This window comes from Aminobacter sp. P4_D5 (genome assembly GCF_056401815.1).
This window is the reverse complement of the sequence record NZ_JBFUIP010000017.1, coordinates 1-23,923: the sequence shown is the minus strand read 5'-3', so window position 1 is coordinate 23,923 and position 23,923 is coordinate 1. Positions and strand designations below refer to the sequence as shown.

The window sequence follows — 23,923 nt, the reverse complement described above, 5'->3', positions numbered from 1 at the left end:
CTTTCCTCAATCGAGGCGGAGACGATTGGCGGAGAAGGCATAGAGAGGACGCCACACCAACCGGTTGAACAGGATGACAAACAGCGACATCACAGCAATGCCGAGCACGATGCGCGGGTAGTCGCCGGCGGCCGTCCCCTCGGCGATATAGGCACCAAGGCCGTTGGCCCGCRGTGTGGTGCTGCCCCAGCTTGCCACTTCGGCGACGATGGAGGCGTTCCACGAACCGCCGCTCGCGGTGATCGCGCCGGTGACGTAGTAGGGGAAAATCCCCGGCAGGATGACCTTGCGCCACCAGTACCAACCTTTGATGCGGAACGTGGCCGCGGCTTCCTTGAGGTCGTTGGGAAAGGCGCTCGCCCCGGCAATCACATTGAACAGGATGTACCACTGGGTGCCCAGCACCATCAGTGGCGACAGCCAGATGTTTGGGTTGAGACCAAACTTGACGATCGCAACGACAGCGAATGGAAAGACGATGTTGGCGGGGAAGGCGGCCAGGAACTGCGCCAGCGGCTGCACCCGCTCGGCGAGACGCGGCCTGAGGCCGATCCAGACGCCGATCGGCACCCAGATCAAGGTCGCGAGCGCCATCAGCACGATCACGCGCAGCATCGTCAGGACGCCGAGCCACACGACCTCGCCGACCTCCGCCCAGGCCAGTTCGGTCGCGATGAAGCCGACGATCAGCCAGATAGTGTAGGCGGCTGCCCCAAGCACAAGCGTGAACCAGATACGATCGGCCCAGCGCGTCGACCAGAACGCGCTAACCTCGCCCGGCACGACGACAGGCAAGGCGAAGCGCTGGCGCGGCAGGGAGCCGAGCACCAACCTCAATGGGGTGAGCAGGATCTGAAACAGCCGTGTCCGGCGCACCGCAACCAGCAGCCACGAATGCGGTGCCGTGCCGCTGGCCGTCTGCTCGACGCGGAACTTGTCGCCCCAGGCGACCAGAGGCCGAAACAGCAGCTGATCGTAGATCAAGATGACGACGAGCATGGCGATGACCGCCCAGCCGACCGCGGCGAGGTTTTGTTGCCCGATGGCACGGGCGACGTATGAGCCGATGCCGGGCAAGGTGATCGTGGTGTTGCCGACCGAAATCGCTTCGGAGGCGACGACGAAGAACCAGCCGCCGGACATCGACATCATGGTGTTCCAGACGAGACCCGGCATCGAGTAGGGTACTTCAAGGCGCCAGAAGCGCTGCCAGCCCGAGAGTCGGAAGCTGCGCGAGGCCTCGTCGAGGTCGGCCGGCACTGTCTTCAGCGACTGGTAGAAGCTGAAGGTCATGTTCCAGGCCTGGCTGGTGAAGATCGCAAAGATCGCCGCGAGCTCGACTCCGAGCACTCGGCCCGGAAACAGCGCCATGAAGCCAACGACAGTGAACGACAGGAAGCCCAGCACCGGCACCGACTGAAGGATGTCGAGCAAGGGGATAAGCACCATTTCGGCGCGGCGGCTTTTAGCTGCCAGCGCGCCATAGGCGAAGGTGAAGACGAGCGATGCCACGATCGCCGCCAGCATGCGCATGGTGGTGCGAAGCGCGTATTCCGGTAGCATTGCCGGATCGAGCGAGATGGGCGCCTGGTCAAGCGCTGCGAGTGGGGCGAGCGTGTCGCGGCCACCTTGGATGATGAGAATGAGCGTACCGAAGAGCAGGCCGAAGGCCAGCGCATCCCAGAGATTTGGGACGTAGCGCCGCCGCCGGCCGGCCTCGAGGGCCGGATGATGCATGGTCATGGTCTGACAACCCGATTATCGAATAAAAGCAGGGCCGCGCCAAAGCGCAACTGGCGACTGCCGCGTGAGCAGCAGTGTCAGTGCCTTATTCGATCTCCACTGTCTGCAGACCTGAGAGCGGGTTGTCGGATGCGGAAGATGGGCGCCCGCATGTTTCACCTCTTGTCCTGTGCCTGCCGGCGTGGACGAGGTGAACCGGACGCGGATGGTCAGTTTCGCGGCGTCGCAGCGAGCAGGCTGATGCTAGATCGACTGGAACTGTCCATAAACGGAGCTATCCTGAGTTCACGCCGGCACCTGTTGCCGGCAGGTGGTATATTGCGCTGCATCAATTCGCGGTCAAGTTGATTTTTCGTAACAAAAATCTCCTCAAATGCCGTCTTGCGCCAGGGGCGCCCAAGTCCGCGTATATAGCTCCAATAGCTTATCCGACAGCCTCTGGTCACTGAACTCTTACGGTGCGAGAGTTTGGTGACGGGCGGGATGCGAGGGGATCACAAACAGGCACAGCGATGAGGTGAAGCGATGTTTCGAACGTCGGTTGGATTTGCATTCCTAGCTCTGGCGGCCTCCGCATCCGCGGCCCCGATCGCCGACAGCGCGCAAGTGGCGCGGGGTAAATATCTCGCAACAGTGAGCGGTTGCAACGACTGCCACACGCCAGGTTATTTCTTCGGCAATCCCGATGATACGAAATTTCTGGGTGGCTCGGACGTCGGCTTCGAGATTCCGGGGCTGGGTGTCTTCGTCGGCCGCAACATCACGCCTGACGAGGAAACCGGTATCGGCAGATGGACGACCAAGCAGATCGTCACGGCGATCCAGACCGGTCAACGGCCGGACGGTCGCGAACTCGCGCCCATCATGCCCTGGCACGCCTTCGCGCAACTCACCCCGGAGGATGCGGGCGCAATAGCGGCATTCCTCCAGAGCATCAAACCGGTCAAAAACGCGGTTCCCGGCCCCTTCAAACCGGGCGAGAAGGTATCGACCTTCACGTTCAGGATTTTGCCGCCGGGCGAAACCGCTGCTGCCGCACCCAAGTAGCTGCGAAAAGCCGCTGATCCGAAACAACTCCGCCGGAGGCAGCATTCGCGATCCCCAGCGGCATTTGCTCTCGGCGCGAGCGCCAGGCTGGAGCTTTAAGCGAAGAAAGCGAAGCGGATGATGAACAGCGCTGCCACCAGCCAGGTCGCCGCGTGCACTTCTCCGGGGCGTCCGGTCAGAAGCTTCAACGCGGCATAGCTGACGAAGCCGAACGCCAAGCCGTTGGCGATCGAATAGGTGAACGGCATCATCAGCGCGGTCAGCGCGGCGGGCGCCGCCTCGGTGATGTCGGCCCATTCGACCTCGACGAGTTCGCGCATCATGAGGCAGGCGACATAGAGCAGTGCGGGAGCCGTGGCATAGGCAGGCACCGAGCCTGCCAGCGGCGAGAAGAACAGCGCTGCCAGAAACAGCACGCCGATGACCAGTGCGGTGAGGCCGGTGCGGCCGCCGGCCTGCACGCCGGAAGCGCTTTCGACATAGGCGGTGGTGCTGCTGGTGCCGAGTAGGGAACCCGCGACGATTGCCGTGCTGTCGGCCAAAAGCGCGCGGCCGAGGCGATTGGGCTTGCCTGGCTCGATCAGGCCGGCACGCTTGGCAACGCCGATCAGCGTGCCGGTTGCGTCGAAGACTTCGACCAGCACGAACACCAGGATGACATGCACCAAGCCAGCATGCAGTGCGCCCATAACGTCGAGCTGCAGGAAGGTTGGCAGGATGGAGGGCGGCATCGAAACGATGCCGTTGAACTGGCTGACACCAAGCGCCATTGAGGCCACGGTGATCACCAGAATGCCGATCAGGATCGCGCCACGCACCTTGAGCGCGTCAAGTGCGGCGATGATGAAGAAGCCGGCAATCGCCAGAAGCGTCCCAGTCTGGCTGAGGTCGCCAAGCGTCACAAGCGTAGCCGGGCTGGCAACGACGATGCCCGAGCTTTTCAGCGCGATGATGCCCAGGAACAGGCCAATACCGGCAGCGATCGCGCTGCGCATCGAATGCGGGATGCCCGCGATCAGCCAGCTACGCACGCCACTGACGGTGAGCAGCAGGAAGATGACGCCCGAGATGAACACCGCACCCAGCGCCTGCTGCCAGGAAAAGCCCATGGCTCCAACGACGGTGAAGGCGAAGAAGGCGTTGAGACCCATGCCCGGCGCCATGCCGATCGGCCATTTGGCCACCAGGCCCATGATCAGTGAGCCGAGCGCTGCGGCAAGACAGGTCGCCACGAACACAGCGTTGCGATCCATGCCGGTCGACGACAGGATCTCGGGATTAACGAAGATGATGTAGGACATCGTCAGGAACGTGGTGATGCCGGCGATCACTTCGGTTCGCACCGACGTTCCTTGTTCCTTCAGGTTGAAAAACTTCTCGAACACTCTTTGCTTCCTCCCATGCGGCGTGCGGTAGCCGTAAGCCGCGCAGAACCAAGATGTGACCCGTTGTCCACGGATCAAAACCAATGGCCTTGCCGAACGCTGCTTTCCCTCACACCCGTCGGCTTTGACGCTGTCCCAGCGTGTCCATCCCAAGCCGGCGATGACTTCTCGTTTGAAGCAAGGCATCATTGCCTGTGCAAACCGGGCTAACTTCTGCCCGTTGCTTTGCCGGCACAAGAGGCCAGTCGGCCAATTCTGTTAGAAGCAGTTTCGCGATTTTGTAGAGGAATTGGGGGGCGTATGAACCGACTTCGGCTTCTTAGACCGATGCTTTGCACGCCACGCCAGTCTTTGGATCGAAAAGATGCAGCGCATCTTCGTCCAAGGCAAATGTGCAGCTTTCACCTTCCCTGAGACGGACCCGTGGCGGGAGGCAAGCGATCAGTTTTTGCCCGCCGATGCGGGCTGTCGCGACCAGCTCCGGACCGGTTAATTCGACGACCTCGATCCGCGCCGGCAGCGCGAGCCCGGTCACATCTGCGGCAGCGAGGCGAAGAGATTCTGGCCGTATTCCAAGCGACAACAATGCGCCGTCGTCGACCGAATCTCGATAGCGAGCCGGCAGCGGGACCGACACATCGGAGCCCGCGATCTCGAGCTTGCCATTGCGCAAGGTGACGTCGAGGATGTTCATCGGCGGCGAGCCGACGAAACCGGCGACATAAAGCGTGGTGGGATGGTTGTATATCTCCTCGGGTGTTCCGAGTTGCTCGATCCGTCCGTCCTTCATCACCGCGATGCGGGTCGCCAGCGTCATCGCCTCGATCTGGTCGTGGGTGACGTAGACAACCGTCGTCTTCAGCATCTGGTGCAGGCGTTTGAGCTCGGTGCGCATTTCAAGCCGCAGCTTGGCGTCGAGGTTCGATAGCGGTTCGTCGAATAAAAAGACTTGAGGCTTGCGCACCAGCGCTCGGCCGATGGCGACGCGCTGGCGCTGCCCGCCGGAGAGCTGGCTCGGCTTGCGGTCGAGCAGCGGCTCGATCTGCAACAGCCTGGCAGCCTCCTGCACGGCCTTGTCGCGCGCGGCGGCCGGGACCTTGCGCATCTCGAGGCCAAAACCAATATTCCGGCGGACGCTGAGATTGGGGTAAAGCGCATAGGACTGGAACACCATGGCGATGTCTCGGTCCTTGGGATGGACGCCGAGGATCGAGCGGTCGCCGATCCGGATGTCCCCGCTCGTCGCTTCGGCCAGCCCGGCGATGATGTTGAGCAGTGTCGATTTCCCACAACCCGACGAGCCGAGCAGCACCAGGAACTCGCCGCTCTGAAGCGCGATGTCGATGCCCTTCAGCGTCTCGACCGCCCCGTAGCTTTTGCGGATATTCTGGATTTCAAGCGCACTCATGCAACGTCGTCCCTAAAGTCCGGCAACCCGCCATAGCTGCGGGGCAAGGTGGAAATGGCCCGCGAGGCGACGTGCACTCCAGCAGTCAGGCAAGCGACGAGGGGCTGGTCCTTGGCGAGGGCCGCAAGGAAGGCCGAGTTGAAGACGTCGCCCGCACCGATGGTGTCGACAACCTTCACGGCAGGCGCCGCAGCCGAGACCAGCTTGCCGTCGGGGCCGATCGCGATGGCGCCGTCCGGTCCGCATTTGACCACGACGATGGCGCCCTTGGCCATGCTGGACCAAAGTGCGGCAGCCGCTTCGGCCGGATTGTCGAGGCCGGCAAGCGTGGTCGCCTCAACCTCGTTCAGCAGCGCGCACTCGCAGCGCGCAAGCCAGGCGCGCGCCAAAGCGCAGTTCGCCTCGGTCCAGCCGTCGGGTGGCCAGCCGGTGTCGAGGACAACTGAGATGCCGTGGCCATGCGCCCAGTCGAAGAAGGAATCGTATTCGCGCGCAAGGTCTGTGGTCAGGAATGAGCCGCACAACAGCGCGTAGCCGCCCGCAAGCCGCTTGCCATCGAGAACGGAAAGCACATCGGCGAGACTGAAGCGGGGCAGGTGGCCATGCGTGGTGAAGAACGTGCGCTCGCCATCGGGATGGGTGATGCCGACTGACAGCGTCGTTCGCTCGGCGCAGACGGCCCATTTTGTGGCGCGGTCGCCAAAGGCATCGCACAGCCACAGGCCGAACTGGTCGTTTCCGACATTGGCGGCTATCTCGAAGTCGATGCCGAGCGCTTCCCAGGCAAGCGCCGAGTTCCCCGCCTGGCCGCCGACACGCAGTTCGTCGTGGTCAACGATGATCTCCGTGCCCGCCTTGGGCCAGGGGGCCGTCGGCCCCAAAATGAGGTCGACATTGACGTTGCCGATGACCGCAAGCGGGCGCATTCACTCGCTCCGGGTGATCTTGGTCGAACGCACCGGCGTGCCGGCATCGTCGACGCGGGCATCGGCGAAAGCGATCATCAGGCGCTGTGCCGTCGGCAGCATTGCAAAGATCGCAGCCATTCCAGTCGCCGGCTTGAAGGCAAGTGTTGTTGCGCCCGCAACAGGTGTTTCGCCCGACGAGTCGAAGATGACAACCGGCGCGCCGGTTTCGACAGCTGACACGGCCATGGCGGTGACGAGAGGGGCGGTCGCATCTTGGCCCCGAAACAGCACGACGCCTATGTCAGGGCCCAGCATTTCCATCGGCCCATGACGCAACTGGCCGCCCTCAAGCGAAAAGCATGGGCGCCGCGACAGCTCGGTCAGGCCAAGCGCCAGCGCTTCGGCGACGCCTTGCAGGCGACGCCCGGAGGTGACGACGGTCGCGACGTTTTCCAACGCCGAAAGTGCTGCGCCGATGTCGACGATCTCAGGCAGCTGGAGTGCCACGAGCGCGCCACTTGGGTGTTCGCCCAACGCAGCCAGTATGGCAAGGTGAAGTGCGAAGGTGACGGTCAGGCTGCGGGTTGCGGCGAAGGCAAGCTCGGTGCCGCCTACGCCGACCAGCGATGGCGCCGTGCGGGCCAAAAACGAGCCGGCTTCGAGCGTCAACCCAAAGGTTTCGGCGTTGCCACCCGTTTCCGCGAACCAGCGCACGACCTCGGCACTTTCGCCCGATTGCGACGTCATCAGCACTGTGCGGCCATCGAGCACAAGCGGCTGACCGAGTTGCTCGGACAGAGGCAGGGCGATGGCATCGATGCCGAGTGCACGATAAAGTGGCTCGACGGCGCGGCCGACAGCATGCGAGCCGCCCATGCCGAGCAGCAGCAGTTGGCCGGTCGTTGCGAACGAAACAGCCACTTTGGCGGCCATCTCGGAATTTTCGGCGAACGAGGCAAATGCATCGCCATGCTGGCGTGCCATTTCGCGGTCGATCGCAACGAGTCCGGAAGGCCTTAGCTTCTGTGTGGTCATGGTCATCCTTTCACGCCGCCGCTGGTCAGGCCCGAGATGAGGGCGCGCTGCATGACGAGACCGATCAGCACCGGCGGCAGCGCTGCCAGAACGCCGGCCGTAGCGATCAGGCCATAGTCGGAGACACGGCCGCCCGCGAGGTCGGCAATGGCAACCGTCAGCGTCTTGGCGCGCAGGTCGGAGGTGAACAGCAGCGCATAGAAGAACTCGTCCCAGGCGAGCAGCAATGCAAACAGGGCCGAGGTCGCCACCACCGGTGCGGCGAGCGGCAAGGTGATGATGCGCAAGGTCTGGAACAGGCTGGCGCCGTCGATCATTGCCGCTGCTTCGATTTCGCGCGGGATCGAATCGAAGCCCGACTTCATCAGCCAGGTCGTGAACGGGGCCAGGATGGTCAGATACACAAGCGCCAGCCCGAAGATGTTGTTGAGCAGGCCGAGATAGGACAAGCCCATGTAGAGCGGCACGGCGAGCGCCACCGGCGGCAGCATGTAGGTGGCGATGACCATCGACAGCGACCAGCCCACAGTCGGTGTGCGCGACACCGCCCAGCCGGCCGGGATAGCCAGCGCGATTGCGGCGATCGTCGCCATGCCGGCAATCCTGATGCTGTTGTAGAGCGAGGCGACAAAGGCCGCACCTGCGCTGTTTTCCACGGTCGACAAAAGCATGCGGTAGCGCGAGAAGTCGACCTCCTGCGGCCACCAGCGCAAGGGTTTGGCCGAAAGATCCGCCGCCGGTGAGATGCTCATGATGAACATCCAAAGTACGGGCGCCAGGATCACCGCGGCCAGCAGAAGTGCCGAGGCGTAGATGAAAATGGTGAAAAGCGGGCTCTTGCGTTCCATCAGCTGGTACTCCCCGCAGCTTTCCTGACCAAGGCGGCATAGGCGACGGCCAGCACCGTCACCAGCAAGGTGACGATCAGCGCCAGCGACGCGCCGGAGCCGGCGCGCTGAAACGAGAACGCCTCCTGGTAGACAAGGATCGACAGCGTTCGCGTCGAGTTTGCCGGGCCGCCGCGGGTCATCACCCAGATGATGTCGAAGACCTTGAACGCTTCGATGGTACGCAGCACCAGTGCCACCATCAATGGTCCGAGGAGATAAGGCAGGATGACAAAGCGGAAGCGTGAGAAGGCGCCGGCGCCGTCGACAAGCGATGCCGCCGTGATGTCGCGTGGAACGGCCTGGAGTGCGGCGAGCGCGATGAGTGCCACAAGCGGGAAATTCTTCCAGCAATCGGCCACAATCAGGGCCGCGAGCGCCGTATTGGGTTCGCCGAGCCAGGAACGGTAGGCGTCGAGCACACCGATCTGCGTCAGCGCGGCATTCAGCGCACCATATTCGGGATTGTAGATCAGCCGCCACAGCGTTGCGTTGACCACTGTCGGCAAAGCCCAGGGCAGGATCATCAAGGCGCGCAGCAATGCGCGTCCGCGAAACTGCTGATTGAGCAAAAGAGCTGCAAGAACACCAAGCATCATCTCGGCTGCAACGGAGATGACCGCGAACCAGGTCGTGGTCACCAGCGTGCGCTGGAAATTCGAGCCCGAGAGCATCTTGGCGTAGTTGTCGAAACCGACGAAATTGCCCTCGGTGCCGACAAGCTTGGCGTCGGTGAAGGAAAGCCGCACGGTATCGACGAGAGGCCAGCCGATGACTGATATCATGACCACGAGCAAAGGCAGCATAAGCAGCCATGCGCGGGTCGTCATCCATGAGCCCGACATGAGGCGACTCTTTTTACTGGAACCGAAAGGGCCGGGCGGCCGAAGCCGCCCGGAAAGTTGGGACAGTCAGAGCCTCAGAGACCGCTGTTTTCGGCAGCGCTCTTCAAAGCGTCTTCAGGCTTGGCCTGACCGAGCAGCGATTCCTGGATGGCCTGCTGGAGCGCCGTCGACAGCTCCTGGTACTTCGGCGTGGTCGGGCGCGGATACATCGCTGCCAGGCTGAGTTTTGCTGCGGCGATCAGCTCTTCCTGGCCCTTGGTGACGGCCGGGTCTTCGTAGGACGAGGCCCAGATCGGCAGGCTGAGCTTGGCATACTGGTTCTGCGTCGCCTGCGAGGTCATGAAGGTGATGAACTTCCATGCTTCGTCAGGATGCTTGCTGGCCGTGGTGATGCCGAGGCCCATCGAACCGTTGACGGCAGAAACCTCGCTCTTGCCAGCAACGCCGGGAGCGGGCACGACGCCGACCTTGCCCGCGACCTTGCTGTCCTTGGGGTCGTTGGCCATGTTGTACATGTAGGTCCAGTTGAGCGCGAAGGCGGCTTCGCCGTTCTGGAAGACCTTGCGCACGTCTTCCTCAAGGAACTCCTTGGAGTTCGGGTTGGTCAGCCCGGATGTGTAGCTCGTCACCATGTAGTTCAGCGCATCGAGCCCGCCGCCGCTTTGGAAGGCCGGCTTGCCGTCTTTCAGAAAATCACCGCCATAGGCGCTGACCAGGGTCGTGTAATCGCAGATAGCGGCTTCGGCCTGCGACCAGCTCCACGAAATCGGCGTTGCCAAAAGGCCCTTGTCCTTGATGATCTTGGCCTGTTCAGCCAGCYCTTCCCAGGTCTTGGGCGGGTTCTTGATGCCGGCCTTCTCGAGGATTTCCTTGTTGTAGAACAGGTATTTGGTATCGAGAATCCACGGCATGCCGTAGGACTTGCTGTCATAGTTGACGGTGGTCCAGGCGCCGGGAAGAACGCCCTTTTTCATGTCGTCGGTGATGCGCGAGGAGACGTCGACCAGCACCTTGTTGGAGGCATATTCGGCCGGCCAGATGACGTCGAACAGCACCACGTCGTAGCCGCCGCCCGAGCCCTGCGCGAGCACGGTCTTGTCGTGTAGGCCCTCGTAGGGGACGAATTCGAGATTTACCTTGATGTCGGGATTGGCCTTGGTGAAGGCCTCGGCCATCGCCCGCACATCGGCCTCGCTATAGGCGGCCTGCGCCATGAACAGCGCATTGATCGAGGTCTCGGCAAGAGCGTGGGGCACAAAGGCGCCGCCAATGAGAGCCGCACCGAGCAGTGTTCGGCTAAACGATTTCAACATTTCATCCTCCATTTTCTAACGTTGGCAAAATTGTTATGCCGGCGTCACGCGCCGCCATCTCGCTTGAAAAAAGCCTCGCACGAAGGTCTCGGCGTTCTTCCACAAGCGGCGTCCTGGTCTTAAAGCGCAACGGCTCCAGCCGTCATTGTTTCCCCGGAACTCTCACGGCTCCTTATTAAGTCAACTGACTTGACTTATTACTTCTGCAATTATCTATTGGAGTCAAGAGGGGAAAAAGCGGTGAACGATATTCGCCCGATCCGAGCCACCAGCGGCACCAATCAAGAAGGCACGAGCGCCCACAATCGCCGTGTCATGATCGACGCATTGCGCCTCAATGGGGCGCTTTCTCGCGCCGACCTGGCGCGGGCGACCCAGCTCACCAAGCAAGCGGTTTCCAACATTATCGACGAGCTTGAGCGCGATGGGTTCGTCGTGTCGCTTGAAGCGGTGCGAAAGGGCAGGGGCCAGCCGTCCACGCCCTACATGCTCGTTCCAGAAGGCGCTTTCGCCATCGGCTTGCAGATCGACCGTCATCTGACGCGCGCGATTGCCGTCGATCTGGTCGGAACCGTTTTGTCGCGCGCCCAGGCAAATCTGCCGCCCGACGATCCCATAGGCGGCGTCAAGGTCATCCTTGGTCTGATCGAAGGTATCAGAGCAGAGCTGGTGCTGATTTCGGAGCAGTCCGAAAAGCGGCTTGTCGGTCTTGGTGTCGCCATGCCCGGTCCTTTCGGACTGGAGGAATTCGCCGACAACAAGTGGATGATGCCGGCCTGGCAGAAATTTCCGCTGCTCGAAACACTTGCCGTTGGCACTGGGCTCGATGTCGGCCTGCAAAACGATGCGGCTGCCTGCGCCACCGCCGAACGCATGGTGGGTGCTGCCAACGGCCTCGATCACGCTGTATGCCTTTATGTCGGCTATGGGATCGGTGCCGGCCTCATCCTCAACGGTGAACTCTATCGCGGCGGTAACGGCAATGCCGGCGAGATTGGCATGGCGCTGCTGTCGCCGCGCGCAACCGATGGAACGGTTCTCGAACACCGGGCCTCGCTAGCCTCGCTCTACCAATATCTGGATCTCGATCCGTCGGATCTAGGTCTTTACGAGCATGTCAGCGCGCTGGCCCTGGCAAAAGACCCGGCACTGCTTGCCTGGGTGAAGGCTGCCGCCCAGGATCTGCGCTGGAGCGTGCATCTCATCGAAACCGTCTTCGACCCGCAGACCGTGATCCTGACCAGCGGTGCGCCCGAGGCGTTGGCCCGCCTCCTTCTGCAGGCCATGCACCCGCTGCTGCCATCGATCGCCGCCCGTCCGGATCGCGCCTTGCCGCGCCTGCAACTCGGCATCACCGATCCATGGYCGATCGCCCTCGGTGCCGCCGCCGAGCCGATCAGCCGTGCTTTCGACCCGCGTTTTTCGGCGATTCTCAAGACGCGCTCTGGAACCTCTTGAGCGCTCAAACTTCGCGAATGCGCCCCTCTCAATCCTCTCATATGAAAATAATTTGACAGGCGGGCAAATGTGCGATTGCATCGGCACTGCCTGATGATGCGAAAGCGCGAGCGTTCGCTCAGGGCGGGAGACCCGGTGGTTCAAGCCGCTTTTCCCAAGAGCATGATCAGAGCAAGCCCGCTCAACCTACCAGTCGATGACGATCCGGAACTCGCAATTCCAGGGACAGGGCTCATAGCGCGACGAAGCTCAACCGCAGTTTCGTCGAGTTGAATGAGAACCGACCTGGAGTAATTGCATGTCCGTAGACCTGCTCGTTCGYGACGCACATGTTTATGTCGATCGCGGCTGGGAAATCGCCAACGGCTGGGTGGCCGTCAAAGACAAGAGAATTCATTCGGTGGGCAAGGCCGGTGACGAGCCTGTCGCCCAAAAGACCATATCGGCACGTGGCCGGCTGGTGACGCCCGGGCTGATCAACGCCCACCACCACATGTATCAGAACCTGACGCGCTCTTATGCGCCGGTGACCAACGGTTCGCTGTTTGAGTGGCTGACCGGGCTCTACCCGCTGTGGGCCGGGCTCACCGAAGAATCGGTCTATCTTTCCACCTACATCGCCATGACCGAACTTCTGATGGGCGGCTGTACCACCTCGATGGACCACATGTATGTCCATCCCAAGCCCAAGCTGATCGACGCCCAGTTCCGTGCCGGCACCGACATCGGTTTCCGCTTCTACGCCACGCGCGGTTCGATGACCCGCTCCGTCGAAAACGGCGGCCTGCCGCCCGCCTCGGTCGTCCAGCGCGAGGACGACATCCTCGACGACAGCATCCGCCTTGTCGAAAAGTTCCACGATGCGTCGCCCGGTTCGATGAAGCGTCTGGCGCTGGCGCCGTGTTCGCTGTTTTCGGTGACCGAACGCATCATGTCGGAATCAGCGCGCCTCGCCGACAAATACGATCTCAGGCTCCACACTCATCTCGCCGAGGACCCCCAGGAGGACAAATACTGCGCCGAGGTCTATGGCTGCACGCCGACCGAATATTTCGAGCGTGTCGGCTGGGCAAGCAAGCGTTCCTGGGTTGCGCATTTCATCTATCCCAGCGACGCCGAGATCGGCCGCCTTGCCCATGCCGGGGTCTGCGCGACGCAGTGTCCTTGCTCCAACATGCTGATTGGCGGCGGCTCGGCTGACGTCATGGCCCTGCGAAAGCGTGGCATGCGCGTCGGCCTCGGCTGCGACGGCTCGGCCTCGACCGACCACGCCTCGATGTGGCTGGAGGCGAGGACGGCGCTGCTGCTCGGCCGCTATCGCAACGGACCGAACTCGATGTCGGCGCGCGACGCGCTCGATCTTGCCACGCGCGGCGGCGCAGCCTGCCTCGGCTGGGAAGACGAGATCGGCCATCTCAGGCCTGGCGCCTGCGCCGATCTGGTCGTCTGGCACATGTCCGACGTCGCCCTTGCCGGCGCCCACACCGACCCGGTCGAAGCCTGGCTTCGCTGCGGTCCGGCGACTGCCGGCACCACCATCGTCAACGGAAAGATCCTGGTCGAGAACGCTCAGCCGGTCATGCCCGAGCTTTCCGACGTGCTTCGCGAGCATTCCAGGTACTCCAGACGCATGCAGTGCCTCGAAGCCTGACGACCCACACAAATCACCGAACGCCGCAAAGCGCGGCTCATGCTTCTGGGAGGAGGTAGTTCAAACCATGGCTGGATACATAGATGCCCATCTGGGCGAACAGGAACATCGACTGGTCGACAACGCGGTCGGGGATGTCGAGGAGATCATCCCCGCCAAGCGTCGCATCGCTCTGGGGCTTCAGCAGGCGCTCGTCTCGAACGCCTGGCTCGACCCCATCTTCATCGCCTCGGTGGCGGGCTTTTCCGCYGCCCTGGCGACAAACCTGGTGACCGCGACCTTCCTGGCCGCGGGCATCGTCACCGTCGTGCAAAGCACCAAGCTGGTGCGTTTGCCGGTGGTGCAGGGGCCGTCCTCGGCATTTTCGCCGCTGGCGATCGGTTACTACAAGGCAGGCACGATCTCGGCGGCAAGTCTCGGCCTGATCATCGGCGCGGGGCTGGTTTTCCTCGCTTCGATCTGCGGCCAGTTTGCCCGGCTCCGCCGCCTGCTGTCACCAGCGGTCTCGGGCACGATCATCACCCTCGTCGGCATTGCACTCGCCGGCTTCACCTTCATGGAGTTCTTCGGTGGCATCGGCTCACCTAGTTTTGCCACCGGTCCTAGCCTGCTGCTTGCCTGCGTCACCACGGCGGTCGTGCTGGTCAGTGCTGCGCTTGGTGGCACCTGCCGCATGTTCGGCTTCCTGATCGCGCTGATCGTCGGCGACATCCTGGCGCTGTGCCTGGGCATGCTCGACTTCTCCGGTGTGGCCCAGGCGCCGTGGATCGCATTCCCCAAGCTGTTGCCATACGGGCCACTGACCTTCGATCCCGCGATCACCATCACCATGTGCATCGTTTTTGTCGTCGCCGTTGTCGAGGCCATGGGCATGTATGAGGCGACCGCCAAGCTGACCGGCGTCGAATTGACGGACAAGCGCGTCAATGCAGGAATCGCCGGCGAGGCAGGCGGGTCGATGCTGGCCGCCCTCATCGGCGGCTTCGGCACCACCGCCTATGCCCAGAACCTGGGTGTCATCCGGCTGACGGGGGTCGCCAGCCGGCATGTGGTGCGCGTCACCGGCATCATCTTCATCGCGCTGGCATTCCTGCCCAAGGTCGCCGCTGTTTTGGTGGCGACGCCCGCGGCCGTCGTTGGCGGCCTCTTCCTGCCCGCAGCAGCCACAGTCGTCATGACCGGCATCCAGATGGCGGGTCAGGACCGTGGCTCGCCGGTGAAGAACATGGTCGCGCCGCTGGGGCTGATGGCCGGCCTTGGCATTCCCGCCCTTTCGGGCGCGCTGTCGGGCGGCCTGCCGCAGATCCTGGCCGAAATGCTGGGCCATTCGATCGTCGTCGGTGCGGTGACCGTGATGCTCGCCGAGATCATCCTGGTCAGGATCCCGGACCTGCTGCGCTCGCGCTAGCAAAATGATGGCGGGCTGGTTTCGGCCGGCTCGCCATTCTCGACCGGTGGCCTCAACCAGGCGCCCGGCGAAGACGAGCATAGCGGGGGTCCTCCTCCGTTTTCGCTTCGGAGCGCCCTGTGGGCGATAGGCGAGAAATAATTCTCCCGCATCGTATAAACTCATTCAAAATTAGGGTGAGTGCGCGCACGTTGAAAAGCCCGATCAAACGACAATACGCGGGAAAATTGAATTCTGGGCAGAGAATCCTTATTTAACATTCAGTGGAATCTTATTTCCGCGATGCGATGAGGATTTCAAATAGTGGATCTTGGTATGGAAAATTTTCTGGAGAAAGCTCAGTCTCGCTCAAATGAGGCGCAGAAGAAAACAGCGGAGCGCAACAGCGCCATGGCTGATTATCAATCCGAGGCCAAGGCCCGGGCAGCAAAGACTGCAAGGTTGCGAGAATTGCGGCTAGCCAAGGACGAGGCTGACCGGGCGGCGGAAGCCCTGAAACCCGTCGAGCCCAAGAAAAAGCGCGTGGTCGCGAAGAAGAAATAGGCCCAGTGGCCGAGACGACGATCTTGCCAGCGTGCACGATCAACTGACGGCTTGCCCGGTGCCATTCCTTTCACGGCCTGGCGTGGGCAGCCCGTCTGATGCCCACGCTGTACCGCCTCGGCGATCTGGTCGAAAACGCTCGTGCGCATGTGCGATTTGTGCGGCGGCTCCGTTCCGGTGAGTACGCCGAGGCCCAATTGCGCTTCCCTGCTGCGCACTGTTCGAGCCCACGGGCGAGGGATGAACTACATCCAGACCGCCGGAGGCGATCGCCGCTGCGGGCAGAGGCCACTCGGGCATTGTTGATTTGTTTGGAAAAAATTGGCTGGGGAACCTGGATTGTCAAGGTGTTCACGAAACGCCCGACGACGCGCAGCACCTACATGGATTTCATCATCAGCGAATCCGGCCAGCCGCTGATGCATCCGCCCCCGTTGGCGTATCTTGCGCCGCGAGAGCAACGGCTTGAGATGAAGTACAACGTCGAAGCGGACGGTGTTCGAATCCACAACGTCGGCGATCGATCTTTCTACGTTCGCTACATGATCCTTGCCGACGACAATTCGCCCAACACCACCGGCGGATCCAAGGTTCTGCAAGAGGGCGTCGAGGCGGGCGTGCCGTTCATTCAATTGAAGGTGCCGGGCTCATCGGATGTCGCGCCCAATCTTAACGACATCATCCTCGACACCCGACTGCCGTATCTTCCGCTCGTTGCGGAGGGCTGGTTGGGCGCGGGTGATTTCAACGAGGCAGGCGAAACGGGGCTAGGGACGCAAAAGAAAACCGTGTGGTTCGCCAACGACGGCACCTGGCGGCCGTTCGTCAAATACACAGTCACATTTGACGACGGGTCAGTATCGCAACCGATAAACCGCGTCCTGCGGGTCTACGGGGTCGGCGGAACCGCTGCTGCTCAGCGCAACGGCATGGTGTCGGGTATCTCGACAACCTGTCGCATCAACACCGGGTCGGCCGAGTTCTTCCACGCGAGAGGCAACCCGTTCTACTTGACGCTCACGTCAGGCGTGACGCAGCCAACGATCAACGACATCTACCAGCCGGCGATGGCGGGCATTCGCTACTACATCTTCGCGATCCCCAACAGCCTGTAATCCCCCTTCAGCCTCCAAAGGGCAAATCATGACATCTTCGGTTTATTCGACCGGCACGGCTTCCGTGTCGAACGGCTCGCCTATTGTGACGGGCACAGACACGGCTTGGGACGTCGCGCTGGTCACGGGCGGCATGTTCAGCTTCGCTGGGTATGCGGTGCCTATCGCCAGCGTGGAGAGCGACACGTCGCTGACGCTTGCTTACGGGTGGCCGGGCGCCGCTGCTAGTGGCGGTTATGCCATTGCGCGCGAGACCTCAGAGGCCGTTCGCGCGGTATGGATCAATGACCGGCTGGCCCAGATCCTCACCAAGCTTTCGCTTGCTGGCATCCATCCCGACGGCGCGGGGACGCTAGCCGAGCGCAACGCTTTGTCGCCGGTCCCGGCTGCTGGCTACCTCTGGCTGCGCGTCGAGATCGGCTACGGCCTCGACATCTACAGGCGCACGGCAAGTGGGTGGGACGGGCCGTTTGGTCTCACCGGCCCTGAAGGTCCTGCAGGCGTGCTGCGGTGGATCGAAGCAGGTTGGTCGCTGGCCACCGTCTTTGAATACAACGACGGCCTGACACGCAACGGCACGTCCTACCGCTGCTTTGTCGCACACACCTCGGGCGCGGCAACAGAGCCTGGCGTCGGCGCCAATTGGCAAACCGTTTGGAAGGTCACGGCGGCCAAGGGCGACAGCTTCAGGTTCCGGGGCACCTATAGCGGCGCGACTGCCTACTTGGCCAACGACGTCGTGCGGGACGGTGGGTCAAGCTGGGTGGCGCTGCAGACGACCACCGGCAACGCCGCCGGCCTTGCCAGCCACGGTCAATGCGTTCTGGGAACTGATGGCCRTGAAGGGCCAGGACGGCACCGGTACTGGCGACATGGTCGGGCCGGTTTCGTCGGTAGATGGCCAATTAGCACTGTTCGACGGCCCTACTGGGAAGCTGCTCAAAGGCATGGTCGGATCGCCAGCCGAAGGCGATCTGCTCTATCGCGGGGCGTCTGGCTGGACGCGTTTGCCGAAAGGTGCGGCGGGTCAGGTGCTGCGCCAGAACACGGCGTTGACTGCTCCTGAGTGGGCTAGCCCGACTCCAGCGTCGGATTTCCGTAACAAAATCATCAATGGTGACGGGTCTGTAAACCAACGTGTCGCAACTACCGCAGCAGATGATGTTTATGCCCACGATCGGCATTATGCGCTAACGCAAACCGCTGCCATTGGCGTTTCGACGCTCACTGCGCCGGCTGCCGGAATTGCTTCAATGACGCGCCTCACGCAGACGCAAGCGGCAGCTCAGCGATTTGGCTACGCTCAGATTTTCGAAGCATCGGTGACATACGGGCTGCGCGGCCAAGAGGTCACGCTCGGCGGCAAGCTTCGCAGTTCGAATGCGGCGCCGATCAGGTTCGCGATACTGGAATGGACCGGAGCGGCAGATGTTGTTGTGTCCGACGTTGTGAACGACTGGACAAGCGCCAACTTCACAGCAGGCAATTTCTTCAAGTCGGCCAACATGACCGTGAGGCAGGTCGGAACGATTACCCCTGCTGCCGGGGCCATCAGCCCTTGGTCCCTGAAGACTACCGTTGGCGCGACGGCGAACAACATCATCGTATTCTACTGGACCGAGGGAGCGGCGGCGCAAAACAGCACGCTCGACCAGCGGTGGTATGTCGTTGAGGGTGACGCAGCCGCAGATGCCGCCGATCCGTTTACACCTCGTCACATTGAACAAGAATGGGCGTTGTGCCAGCGTTACTATGAAATCTCCCACAATAACGCACTGTTCTGGACTGGAAGCACACAGGCAGGCAGTGTTTATGTGTCGGGTACTGTTTTCCAAGTGCGGAAACGCGCAGTGCCAGCTATAATAATTACTAATTATGCTACAAGCATAATGAACGCAGCCGGAACGGCGTTGATTAACATAGACCATATGGGCGTAGATTTTCAAGTAACAGCAGCTGGTACTTCGGCTTACGGATATTATTTGGCAGGAGTGACGGTGGACGCGGAGCTTTAGTGATGATTGTTGAAAACGCAAAACGACTTGTTGAAGGTTCAATTCAAGCCGACTTCGACGGCATTACTATGTTCGTTCCGGACGACATGTCCAATAGGCATCGTTGGGCGATCCATGAGCAAGGTATTCCGATTGCTCCCCTCCCTTCACCCACGCTCGAAGATCTGAAGGTGGCCAAACTAGCAGCGCTGGCGGCAAAGCGTTGGCAGGTCGAGACAGGTGGCATCATCGTCGGCGGTTCCCCCATCGCGACTGACCGCGATAGTCAGGGCCTTATCGGCAACGCCTATATAGGAGCCATCCGCCACCCCACTACGATCATCAAATTCAAGGGCCTCGGTGGGTGGGTGRCGCTCGATGCCGCGACGATGATCACAATAGGTGACGCTGTTTTCTTCCACGTCCAGGAGTGCTTCGCCCGCGAGGAAGCTTTGGCGGCCGAGATTGTAGCAGCCGTTGATAAGGCTGCGCTGGACGCTATCGACATCAAGGCCGACTGGCTAACCAATACCTAATTTGTTCAGCGAACCTTCCCACACAACCGCCCCACCGCCCAAAGATCGGCAAGCGCGTCGTGCCGACAGTAGTTAGGGCCGTCGCCGACCTCCTCGATCACCTCGGCAAGAGCGGCAAGGGTCGCATTTAATCTTTTGATGGCAGCGGCCAACTCAGCGCTCGCAGGGGTTCGGGCGGTCGCGCGCAGAACGAGCTGCCTGGCTTCTGCGACAGGGAAGGGGTGCCCCGCCGTTTCGATTAGCTTGGCGATCTTCTCGAAGTCGTCTGCCACCTGAAATCCCCCGCGGTATGACGCTTACTCATGGGAGCATGAGCCACACTATGAGAGCGATCGCCGCTGCGACGACTCCCCAGTAGAACCAGTCCTGCCAATTCATAGGTGAGACCGGTCGCATAGCGCACCGCGCCTCCCACGCCTGCCAATTCTACTCCCAAGCTGAAGGAAATCCCATGGACAAGACCGTTCCCACCGGAGCGGCGCTTCTGCTCGACTTCATTTATCGAACAGACGCCGGCAAGGCCCCGCCTGAGTGCTACGAAACGATCTTCGGCAATCGCCAAAGCGGCCTTTCCAAGCCCATCACCAAGATGACGCTTGGCGACCTGATCGACGCTCAGAAGACGTGGGCGACAAAGGCTTGGGCCAAGAAGTTCGGTTCCGACAAGGCGTCTTCGGCCGCCGGTGCTTCGCAGTTCATGCGGGCGACGCTGATCGACCTGTCGAAGGAACTGCACCTGAGCGGCACCCAGATATTCAACGCCGACTTCCAGGACCGGCTTGGCTATCACCTGCTGAAGCGCCGCGGCTATGAAGCGTTCATGGCCGGCAAGATCGATCGCACCGAGTTCGGCAAGCGGGTGGCTATGGAATGGGCTAGTTTCCCCGTTCTTGCAGCCTGCAAGGGCGCTCATCGCCAACTCAAGCGCGGCGATAGCTACTACCTGGGCGACGGCATCAACAAGGTCGGCACTACGCCTGCAAGGGTCGAGGCGATGCTCAACCGGGTGAAGGCGGCAGGAAATGGAGCGCAGGCCACCACCCCAGCCGAGCCGGTCATCATTGAAAAGCCCGTCGTGGCCGATCCGGGCGAGCTCGAAACACCGACGACCAAGAGCAAAACCTTCTGGACCTGGCTGCTGACTGCCATCGGTGCGCCGCTGGCAGCTTTCGGTAATCTCGACTGGCGCGTGCAGCTCGCTATCGTCGCCGTCATCGTCGCCTTTGCCATCTACGGCATCAAGCGCAGGAACGATCTGTTCAAGGCGGTGAAGGGGCTGAAGGCGGAGTTCGGGGAATGAGGGCGGCTCTGATCGCCGCCGCCGCCGCCATCGTCTTGGGCGGCCTCATCTGGAGCCACACGGCGGCCTATCGCTATGGCCGCTCAGTCGAACAAGCGCGCTTTGCCGCACAGATCACCAAGGAGAATGACGATGCGGGCAACGCAGCTGAGAAATGGCGCGCTGAGCTTCGCCGCTGCGCTGCTGGCGGTGGGCTGTTCGACTTCGAAACCGGCACCTGCCAGCACTAACGGGCTGCGCGCTGTGATCAGTACCTCGCTGATCGGCGCACAGGGCAAGACGCCWGCCGACCAGGCGGGCATCRACGAGACGGCGGCGGGTCTTTGCGCCGGCGGCGTRTGGACCAAGAGCGARTGCGCTCGSCAYGGGAAGGAAAGCCGCAAGTGAGYGAGCGCAGCATAGACATGATGTTGGGGCGAATGGAAGGTCAGCTTGAGGCGATCCTTGATCGCATGGACCGTGCCGACGAAAGCCGGGCGGGTGTTCATCGCCGGCTTGACGAGTTCGGCCACCGGCTCACAAGGGTTGAGGCTGACGTGATCGCGGTGAAGCACAGCCAGACCAGCATGCAGGCCGTGACCGACGACGTGGTTAACCTGCGAACGCAGGCACAGGGTGCCGGCACCGCTGGGCGTTACCTTCTCAAGATCGGCTTAGGTGTCGTTGGGAGCGCCGGATGGCTGCTCGGGGTCTATACCTGGCTGACGGGTCGCCCGCCGCCCTGACCATTCTCCCGACTTCGGGAATATGATAAAGTGCCATCACGCCTTGATCCTTTGCCCCGCTGCCGAAAGGTGGCGGGGCTTTTTCTGCTTTTAGGGGAACCCGATCCGGGTGCACCTCGTTTGATCGAGCGGAGACGAATGGGCGCAGTCTTAACCTTTCAGCTGCGCTCATCGAGGAGACCCGTCACCGCAAGCGTGGGTCTTCGAAGTCCGCGAAGCGTGTTCTTTGATCCCCTCTGACACGCTTCAAAATGGGGCCTGTCGGCTGGCGGCTGGCAGGCCTTTAAGTTCCCTATCGGCGCACAGCGAAGATGATGCAACCAGAGTTGTGCCGGAACGGCCTGTCGAACCTTGCATGGCAGGCCGTTTCTGCGCTCAGGTCCGTCAACGTGGACAGGGTTTGTGTGGTATTAAACCGAATGTTGCCAGGTTACTTCATGTTTTCCCGGGCCAAGTAGCCTTTGTCCCGGAGCCATGCGGCCAGGATTATTTCTGCCATGGCTGAAGTGGACCGGTGGTCATCCTTGGCTGCTTTTTCGAGTGCTTTCTTCAAGGACGGACGCACTCTAAAGCCAAGTGGGACGTTTTTGTACTCGCGTGCTTGTGACAAAATCGGGCTCTCTCGAATATCGGTGTGCAGCTAAAGCGGCCTGTCGAATCTGTGGCAGGTCACCTCAAGGCATAAGTATCTCGGACACCGTTGCATGTCGCAACTTGTCCTCACCGCGAAGATGCTTGGCCATGACGCGCAGGACCGGCTGCACCGGCAAAGCACCTTTGTTGCCGGCACCGATCGAGACCGCGAACTTGACATCCCGCAGATAGTCCAGCGCCTCCCATAGTTCCGAGCGCTGCTTTCCGCCGATAGCTGGGATCGCGCGGCCGACGGAGGTCCACCTTCCAATCAGTTAGACTGGCACCCCTGTTTTGTCGGTGTGCAATTCGGCAGGCAAGCGACCATTCCTCAAAGGCGATCGAGCGCCGCGAAATAAGTTGACGTTACGTCATATAGGTTGCACTCTCTCACCGTATCATCACGATCCACGATCAAGACTGCATGCAGGGGAATGGAGCCTTTTACTGGCCGACCCGCATTCGCGTGTCGGGGGGAACATTTCACCGAACCTTTAGGTCGTTCTTAGCCAGCCTGAGCTGTACTGGCCGAGGCTGCCGCTAACAGAGGAAGACATGTGATATGAAAGCAGCAGCAACCTGTGTTGCAGCGGCAACGGCCATTGCCGCCGCTCTTCTAAGCACCACCTCGATGGTCCAGGCGCAGGAGCAAACCAAGCCCAACATCCTGTTCATCATGGGCGACGACATCGGCTGGATGCAGCCGAGCATCTACCATCAGGGCCTGATGGTAGGCGAAACACCCAACATCGATCGCATCGGCAACGAAGGTGCGAAATTCATGACCTACTATGCCGAGCAGAGTTGCACGGCTGGGCGTACCGCCTTCATCACCGGCATGCAGCCGGTGCGTGTTGGCATGGTCCTTCCGGAAATTCCCGGAAGTCCGTCCTTCCTGCGCGCCGGCACGCCTCACCTCGCCAGGTTCCTGAATGATCTCGGCTACTCGACAGGCGAGTTCGGCAAGAACCATCTTGGAGATACCACCGAATCCCTGCCGACGGCACACGGGTTCCAGGAATTTTGGGGCTATCTCTATCACCTCGACGCCATGCAGGGGGTGAGCTTCCCAGATATCAACAAGACCCCAACCGAGCAGGGCATCGCGCCACCTTGTAAGAACACGCCGATCCCTGGCTTAACGGAAAACCCGGCGGCTGTGGACCCGAAGACCACGACCTGCCTGACGCCGCCGCGTCCGATGCTCGCCTGCACATCCTCCGACGGGTCGCCGGCCAACCAGACATGCAAGGATSAGGGGCCACTGACGCTTGAGCGCTCCAAGACGATTGACGAGGAGATTTCAGGYAAAGTCATYGACTTCCTCGACAGGAACGATCCGGAAAAGACCAAGAAGCCGTTCTTTGTCTGGTACAAYCCGGCGCGCATGCACATCACGACGGTGTTGCCYGACAAATATCTGAACATGRTCGGYGAGMCCGGCGGCAAGGACTGGGGCATSAACGAAGCCGGCATGAAGCAGATGGACGACAATATCGGCTACGTSTTGAAGAAGCTYGAGGAGATGGGMGAACTSGACAATACCATCGTCGTCTTCACCACCGACAACGGAGCCGAGACGATCACCTTCCCAGATGGCGGCACTACCCCCTTCAAGGGTGGCAAGCTCAGCACCTGGGAGGGYGGCATGCGTGCCCCGCTGGTCGTGCGCTGGCCCGGACACATCGARCCCGGCACGGTCAAGAACGACATCTTCTCATCGCTTGATTGGGTGCCAACGCTCGTGAACATCGCCGGCGGCCCGAAGGGCGATGGGCTGAAGAAGCAGATCGAGGCCGGCACGTATCCGAACGTCGTCAAGACCACGCTTGACGGGATCGATCAGCGTGAATTCTTGGAAGGGAAGTCGCCTTCCGCACGCGACTCTTTCCTGTACTATTCCGGCAAGGAGCCGTCAGCGGTTCGCTACAAGAACTGGAAGATGTATTTCGCGATGGTCTCCGACGACCCAGCTGGCTTCATCTCAGG

At 61.5% G+C, this 23,923-nt stretch carries 23 protein-coding genes; 14 read left to right on the top strand and 9 right to left on the bottom strand.

Going from position 1 to position 23,923, the window contains the following annotated elements; genetic code table 11:
• Nucleotides 1-6 precede the first annotated feature (6 nt).
• On the bottom strand, nt 7-1,743 hold the full coding sequence (locus AC1DWF_RS06335) for an ABC transporter permease (RefSeq protein WP_476841527.1): 1,737 nt from the start codon (nt 1,741-1,743) through the stop codon (nt 7-9).
• Nucleotides 1,744-2,268: 525 nt separating this feature from the next.
• Here AC1DWF_RS06335 and AC1DWF_RS06330 point away from each other — a divergent pair.
• Nucleotides 2,269-2,790, top strand: a complete 522-nt coding sequence (locus AC1DWF_RS06330) for a c-type cytochrome (protein WP_476788620.1) — start codon at nt 2,269-2,271, stop codon at nt 2,788-2,790.
• A 95-nt stretch (nt 2,791-2,885) separates the two neighbouring features.
• Here AC1DWF_RS06330 and AC1DWF_RS06325 read toward each other — a convergent pair whose 3' ends face one another.
• From AC1DWF_RS06325 to AC1DWF_RS06295, 7 genes are all read right to left on the bottom strand, one after another.
• Nucleotides 2,886-4,175 carry an NCS2 family permease gene (locus tag AC1DWF_RS06325; protein ID WP_476788619.1) on the bottom strand — a complete coding sequence of 430 codons (1,290 nt, stop codon included), beginning with the start codon at nt 4,173-4,175 and terminating at the stop codon, nt 2,886-2,888.
• Between the two features lie 319 nt (nt 4,176-4,494).
• Nucleotides 4,495-5,583: an ABC transporter ATP-binding protein gene (locus AC1DWF_RS06320; protein WP_476788618.1), complete on the bottom strand. Its 1,089-nt coding sequence runs from the start codon at nt 5,581-5,583 to the stop codon at nt 4,495-4,497.
• On the bottom strand, nt 5,580-6,509 hold the full coding sequence (locus AC1DWF_RS06315) for a PfkB family carbohydrate kinase (protein WP_476785103.1): 930 nt from the start codon (nt 6,507-6,509) through the stop codon (nt 5,580-5,582). Before AC1DWF_RS06315 ends, AC1DWF_RS06320 begins: the two co-directional genes overlap by 4 nt.
• On the bottom strand, nt 6,510-7,526 hold the full coding sequence (locus AC1DWF_RS06310) for an SIS domain-containing protein (RefSeq protein WP_476785104.1): 1,017 nt from the start codon (nt 7,524-7,526) through the stop codon (nt 6,510-6,512). It abuts the gene before it with no gap.
• A gap of 2 nt (nt 7,527-7,528) precedes the next feature.
• Nucleotides 7,529-8,374 carry a carbohydrate ABC transporter permease gene (locus AC1DWF_RS06305; protein WP_476788617.1) on the bottom strand — a complete coding sequence of 282 codons (846 nt, stop codon included), beginning with the start codon at nt 8,372-8,374 and terminating at the stop codon, nt 7,529-7,531.
• On the bottom strand, nt 8,374-9,258 hold the full coding sequence (locus AC1DWF_RS06300; RefSeq protein WP_476785106.1) for a carbohydrate ABC transporter permease: 885 nt from the start codon (nt 9,256-9,258) through the stop codon (nt 8,374-8,376). The genes AC1DWF_RS06305 and AC1DWF_RS06300 overlap by 1 nt, the downstream gene beginning before the upstream one ends.
• Before the next feature lie 74 nt (nt 9,259-9,332).
• Nucleotides 9,333-10,571 (bottom strand): extracellular solute-binding protein, encoded by a 1,239-nt coding sequence (locus AC1DWF_RS06295; RefSeq protein WP_476841526.1) that lies wholly within the window; start codon nt 10,569-10,571, stop codon nt 9,333-9,335.
• Nucleotides 10,572-10,811: 240 nt separating this feature from the next.
• Between AC1DWF_RS06295 and AC1DWF_RS06290 the strand changes: the two genes are divergently transcribed.
• The 8 genes from AC1DWF_RS06290 (at nt 10,812) to AC1DWF_RS06255 (ending at nt 19,276) form a co-directional block, all read left to right on the top strand.
• Nucleotides 10,812-12,029 carry an ROK family protein gene (locus AC1DWF_RS06290; RefSeq protein WP_476841525.1) on the top strand — a complete coding sequence of 406 codons (1,218 nt, stop codon included), beginning with the start codon at nt 10,812-10,814 and terminating at the stop codon, nt 12,027-12,029.
• 298 nt (nt 12,030-12,327) lie between these two features.
• On the top strand, nt 12,328-13,680 hold the full coding sequence (locus AC1DWF_RS06285) for an 8-oxoguanine deaminase (RefSeq protein WP_476784286.1): 1,353 nt from the start codon (nt 12,328-12,330) through the stop codon (nt 13,678-13,680).
• A 67-nt stretch (nt 13,681-13,747) separates the two neighbouring features.
• The gene (locus AC1DWF_RS06280) at nt 13,748-15,088 is read left to right on the top strand and encodes a uracil-xanthine permease family protein (protein ID WP_476788615.1); all 1,341 of its coding nucleotides are present in this window, start codon (nt 13,748-13,750) and stop codon (nt 15,086-15,088) included.
• Nucleotides 15,089-15,403: 315 nt separating this feature from the next.
• Complete coding sequence (locus tag AC1DWF_RS06275) at nt 15,404-15,631, top strand: hypothetical protein (protein WP_476784284.1); 228 nt, start codon at nt 15,404-15,406, stop codon at nt 15,629-15,631.
• 98 nt (nt 15,632-15,729) lie between these two features.
• The gene (locus AC1DWF_RS06270; RefSeq protein ID WP_476784283.1) at nt 15,730-16,746 is read left to right on the top strand and encodes a hypothetical protein; all 1,017 of its coding nucleotides are present in this window, start codon (nt 15,730-15,732) and stop codon (nt 16,744-16,746) included.
• 28 nt (nt 16,747-16,774) lie between these two features.
• Entirely contained in the window at nt 16,775-17,812 is a 1,038-nt protein-coding gene (locus tag AC1DWF_RS06265; RefSeq protein WP_476841524.1) for a hypothetical protein, read from the top strand.
• Complete coding sequence (locus AC1DWF_RS06260) at nt 17,778-18,761, top strand: hypothetical protein (protein WP_476788614.1); 984 nt, start codon at nt 17,778-17,780, stop codon at nt 18,759-18,761. Before AC1DWF_RS06265 ends, AC1DWF_RS06260 begins: the two co-directional genes overlap by 35 nt.
• A gap of 2 nt (nt 18,762-18,763) precedes the next feature.
• Nucleotides 18,764-19,276 carry a DUF4376 domain-containing protein gene (locus tag AC1DWF_RS06255; RefSeq protein ID WP_476841523.1) on the top strand — a complete coding sequence of 171 codons (513 nt, stop codon included), beginning with the start codon at nt 18,764-18,766 and terminating at the stop codon, nt 19,274-19,276.
• Between the two features lie 5 nt (nt 19,277-19,281).
• On the opposite strand, the gene AC1DWF_RS06250 is transcribed toward AC1DWF_RS06255, so the two are convergent.
• Nucleotides 19,282-19,548: a hypothetical protein gene (locus AC1DWF_RS06250; RefSeq protein ID WP_476788612.1), complete on the bottom strand. Its 267-nt coding sequence runs from the start codon at nt 19,546-19,548 to the stop codon at nt 19,282-19,284.
• A gap of 179 nt (nt 19,549-19,727) precedes the next feature.
• Here AC1DWF_RS06250 and AC1DWF_RS06245 point away from each other — a divergent pair, with 179 nt between their 5' ends.
• From AC1DWF_RS06245 to AC1DWF_RS06225, 5 genes are all read left to right on the top strand, one after another.
• The gene (locus AC1DWF_RS06245; RefSeq protein WP_476804400.1) at nt 19,728-20,576 is read left to right on the top strand and encodes a lysozyme family protein; all 849 of its coding nucleotides are present in this window, start codon (nt 19,728-19,730) and stop codon (nt 20,574-20,576) included.
• Nucleotides 20,573-20,806: a hypothetical protein gene (locus AC1DWF_RS06240; RefSeq protein WP_476788610.1), complete on the top strand. Its 234-nt coding sequence runs from the start codon at nt 20,573-20,575 to the stop codon at nt 20,804-20,806. The genes AC1DWF_RS06245 and AC1DWF_RS06240 overlap by 4 nt, the downstream gene beginning before the upstream one ends.
• 153 nt (nt 20,807-20,959) lie before the next feature.
• Nucleotides 20,960-21,301, top strand: a complete 342-nt coding sequence (locus tag AC1DWF_RS06235; RefSeq protein ID WP_476804399.1) for a DUF1515 family protein — start codon at nt 20,960-20,962, stop codon at nt 21,299-21,301.
• A 704-nt stretch (nt 21,302-22,005) separates the two neighbouring features.
• The gene (locus AC1DWF_RS06230; protein ID WP_476787262.1) at nt 22,006-22,143 is read left to right on the top strand and encodes a hypothetical protein; all 138 of its coding nucleotides are present in this window, start codon (nt 22,006-22,008) and stop codon (nt 22,141-22,143) included.
• 353 nt (nt 22,144-22,496) lie between these two features.
• Nucleotides 22,497-23,923: arylsulfatase (locus tag AC1DWF_RS06225; RefSeq protein ID WP_476841522.1), on the top strand; the 1,427-nt coding region annotated here is incomplete at its 3' end.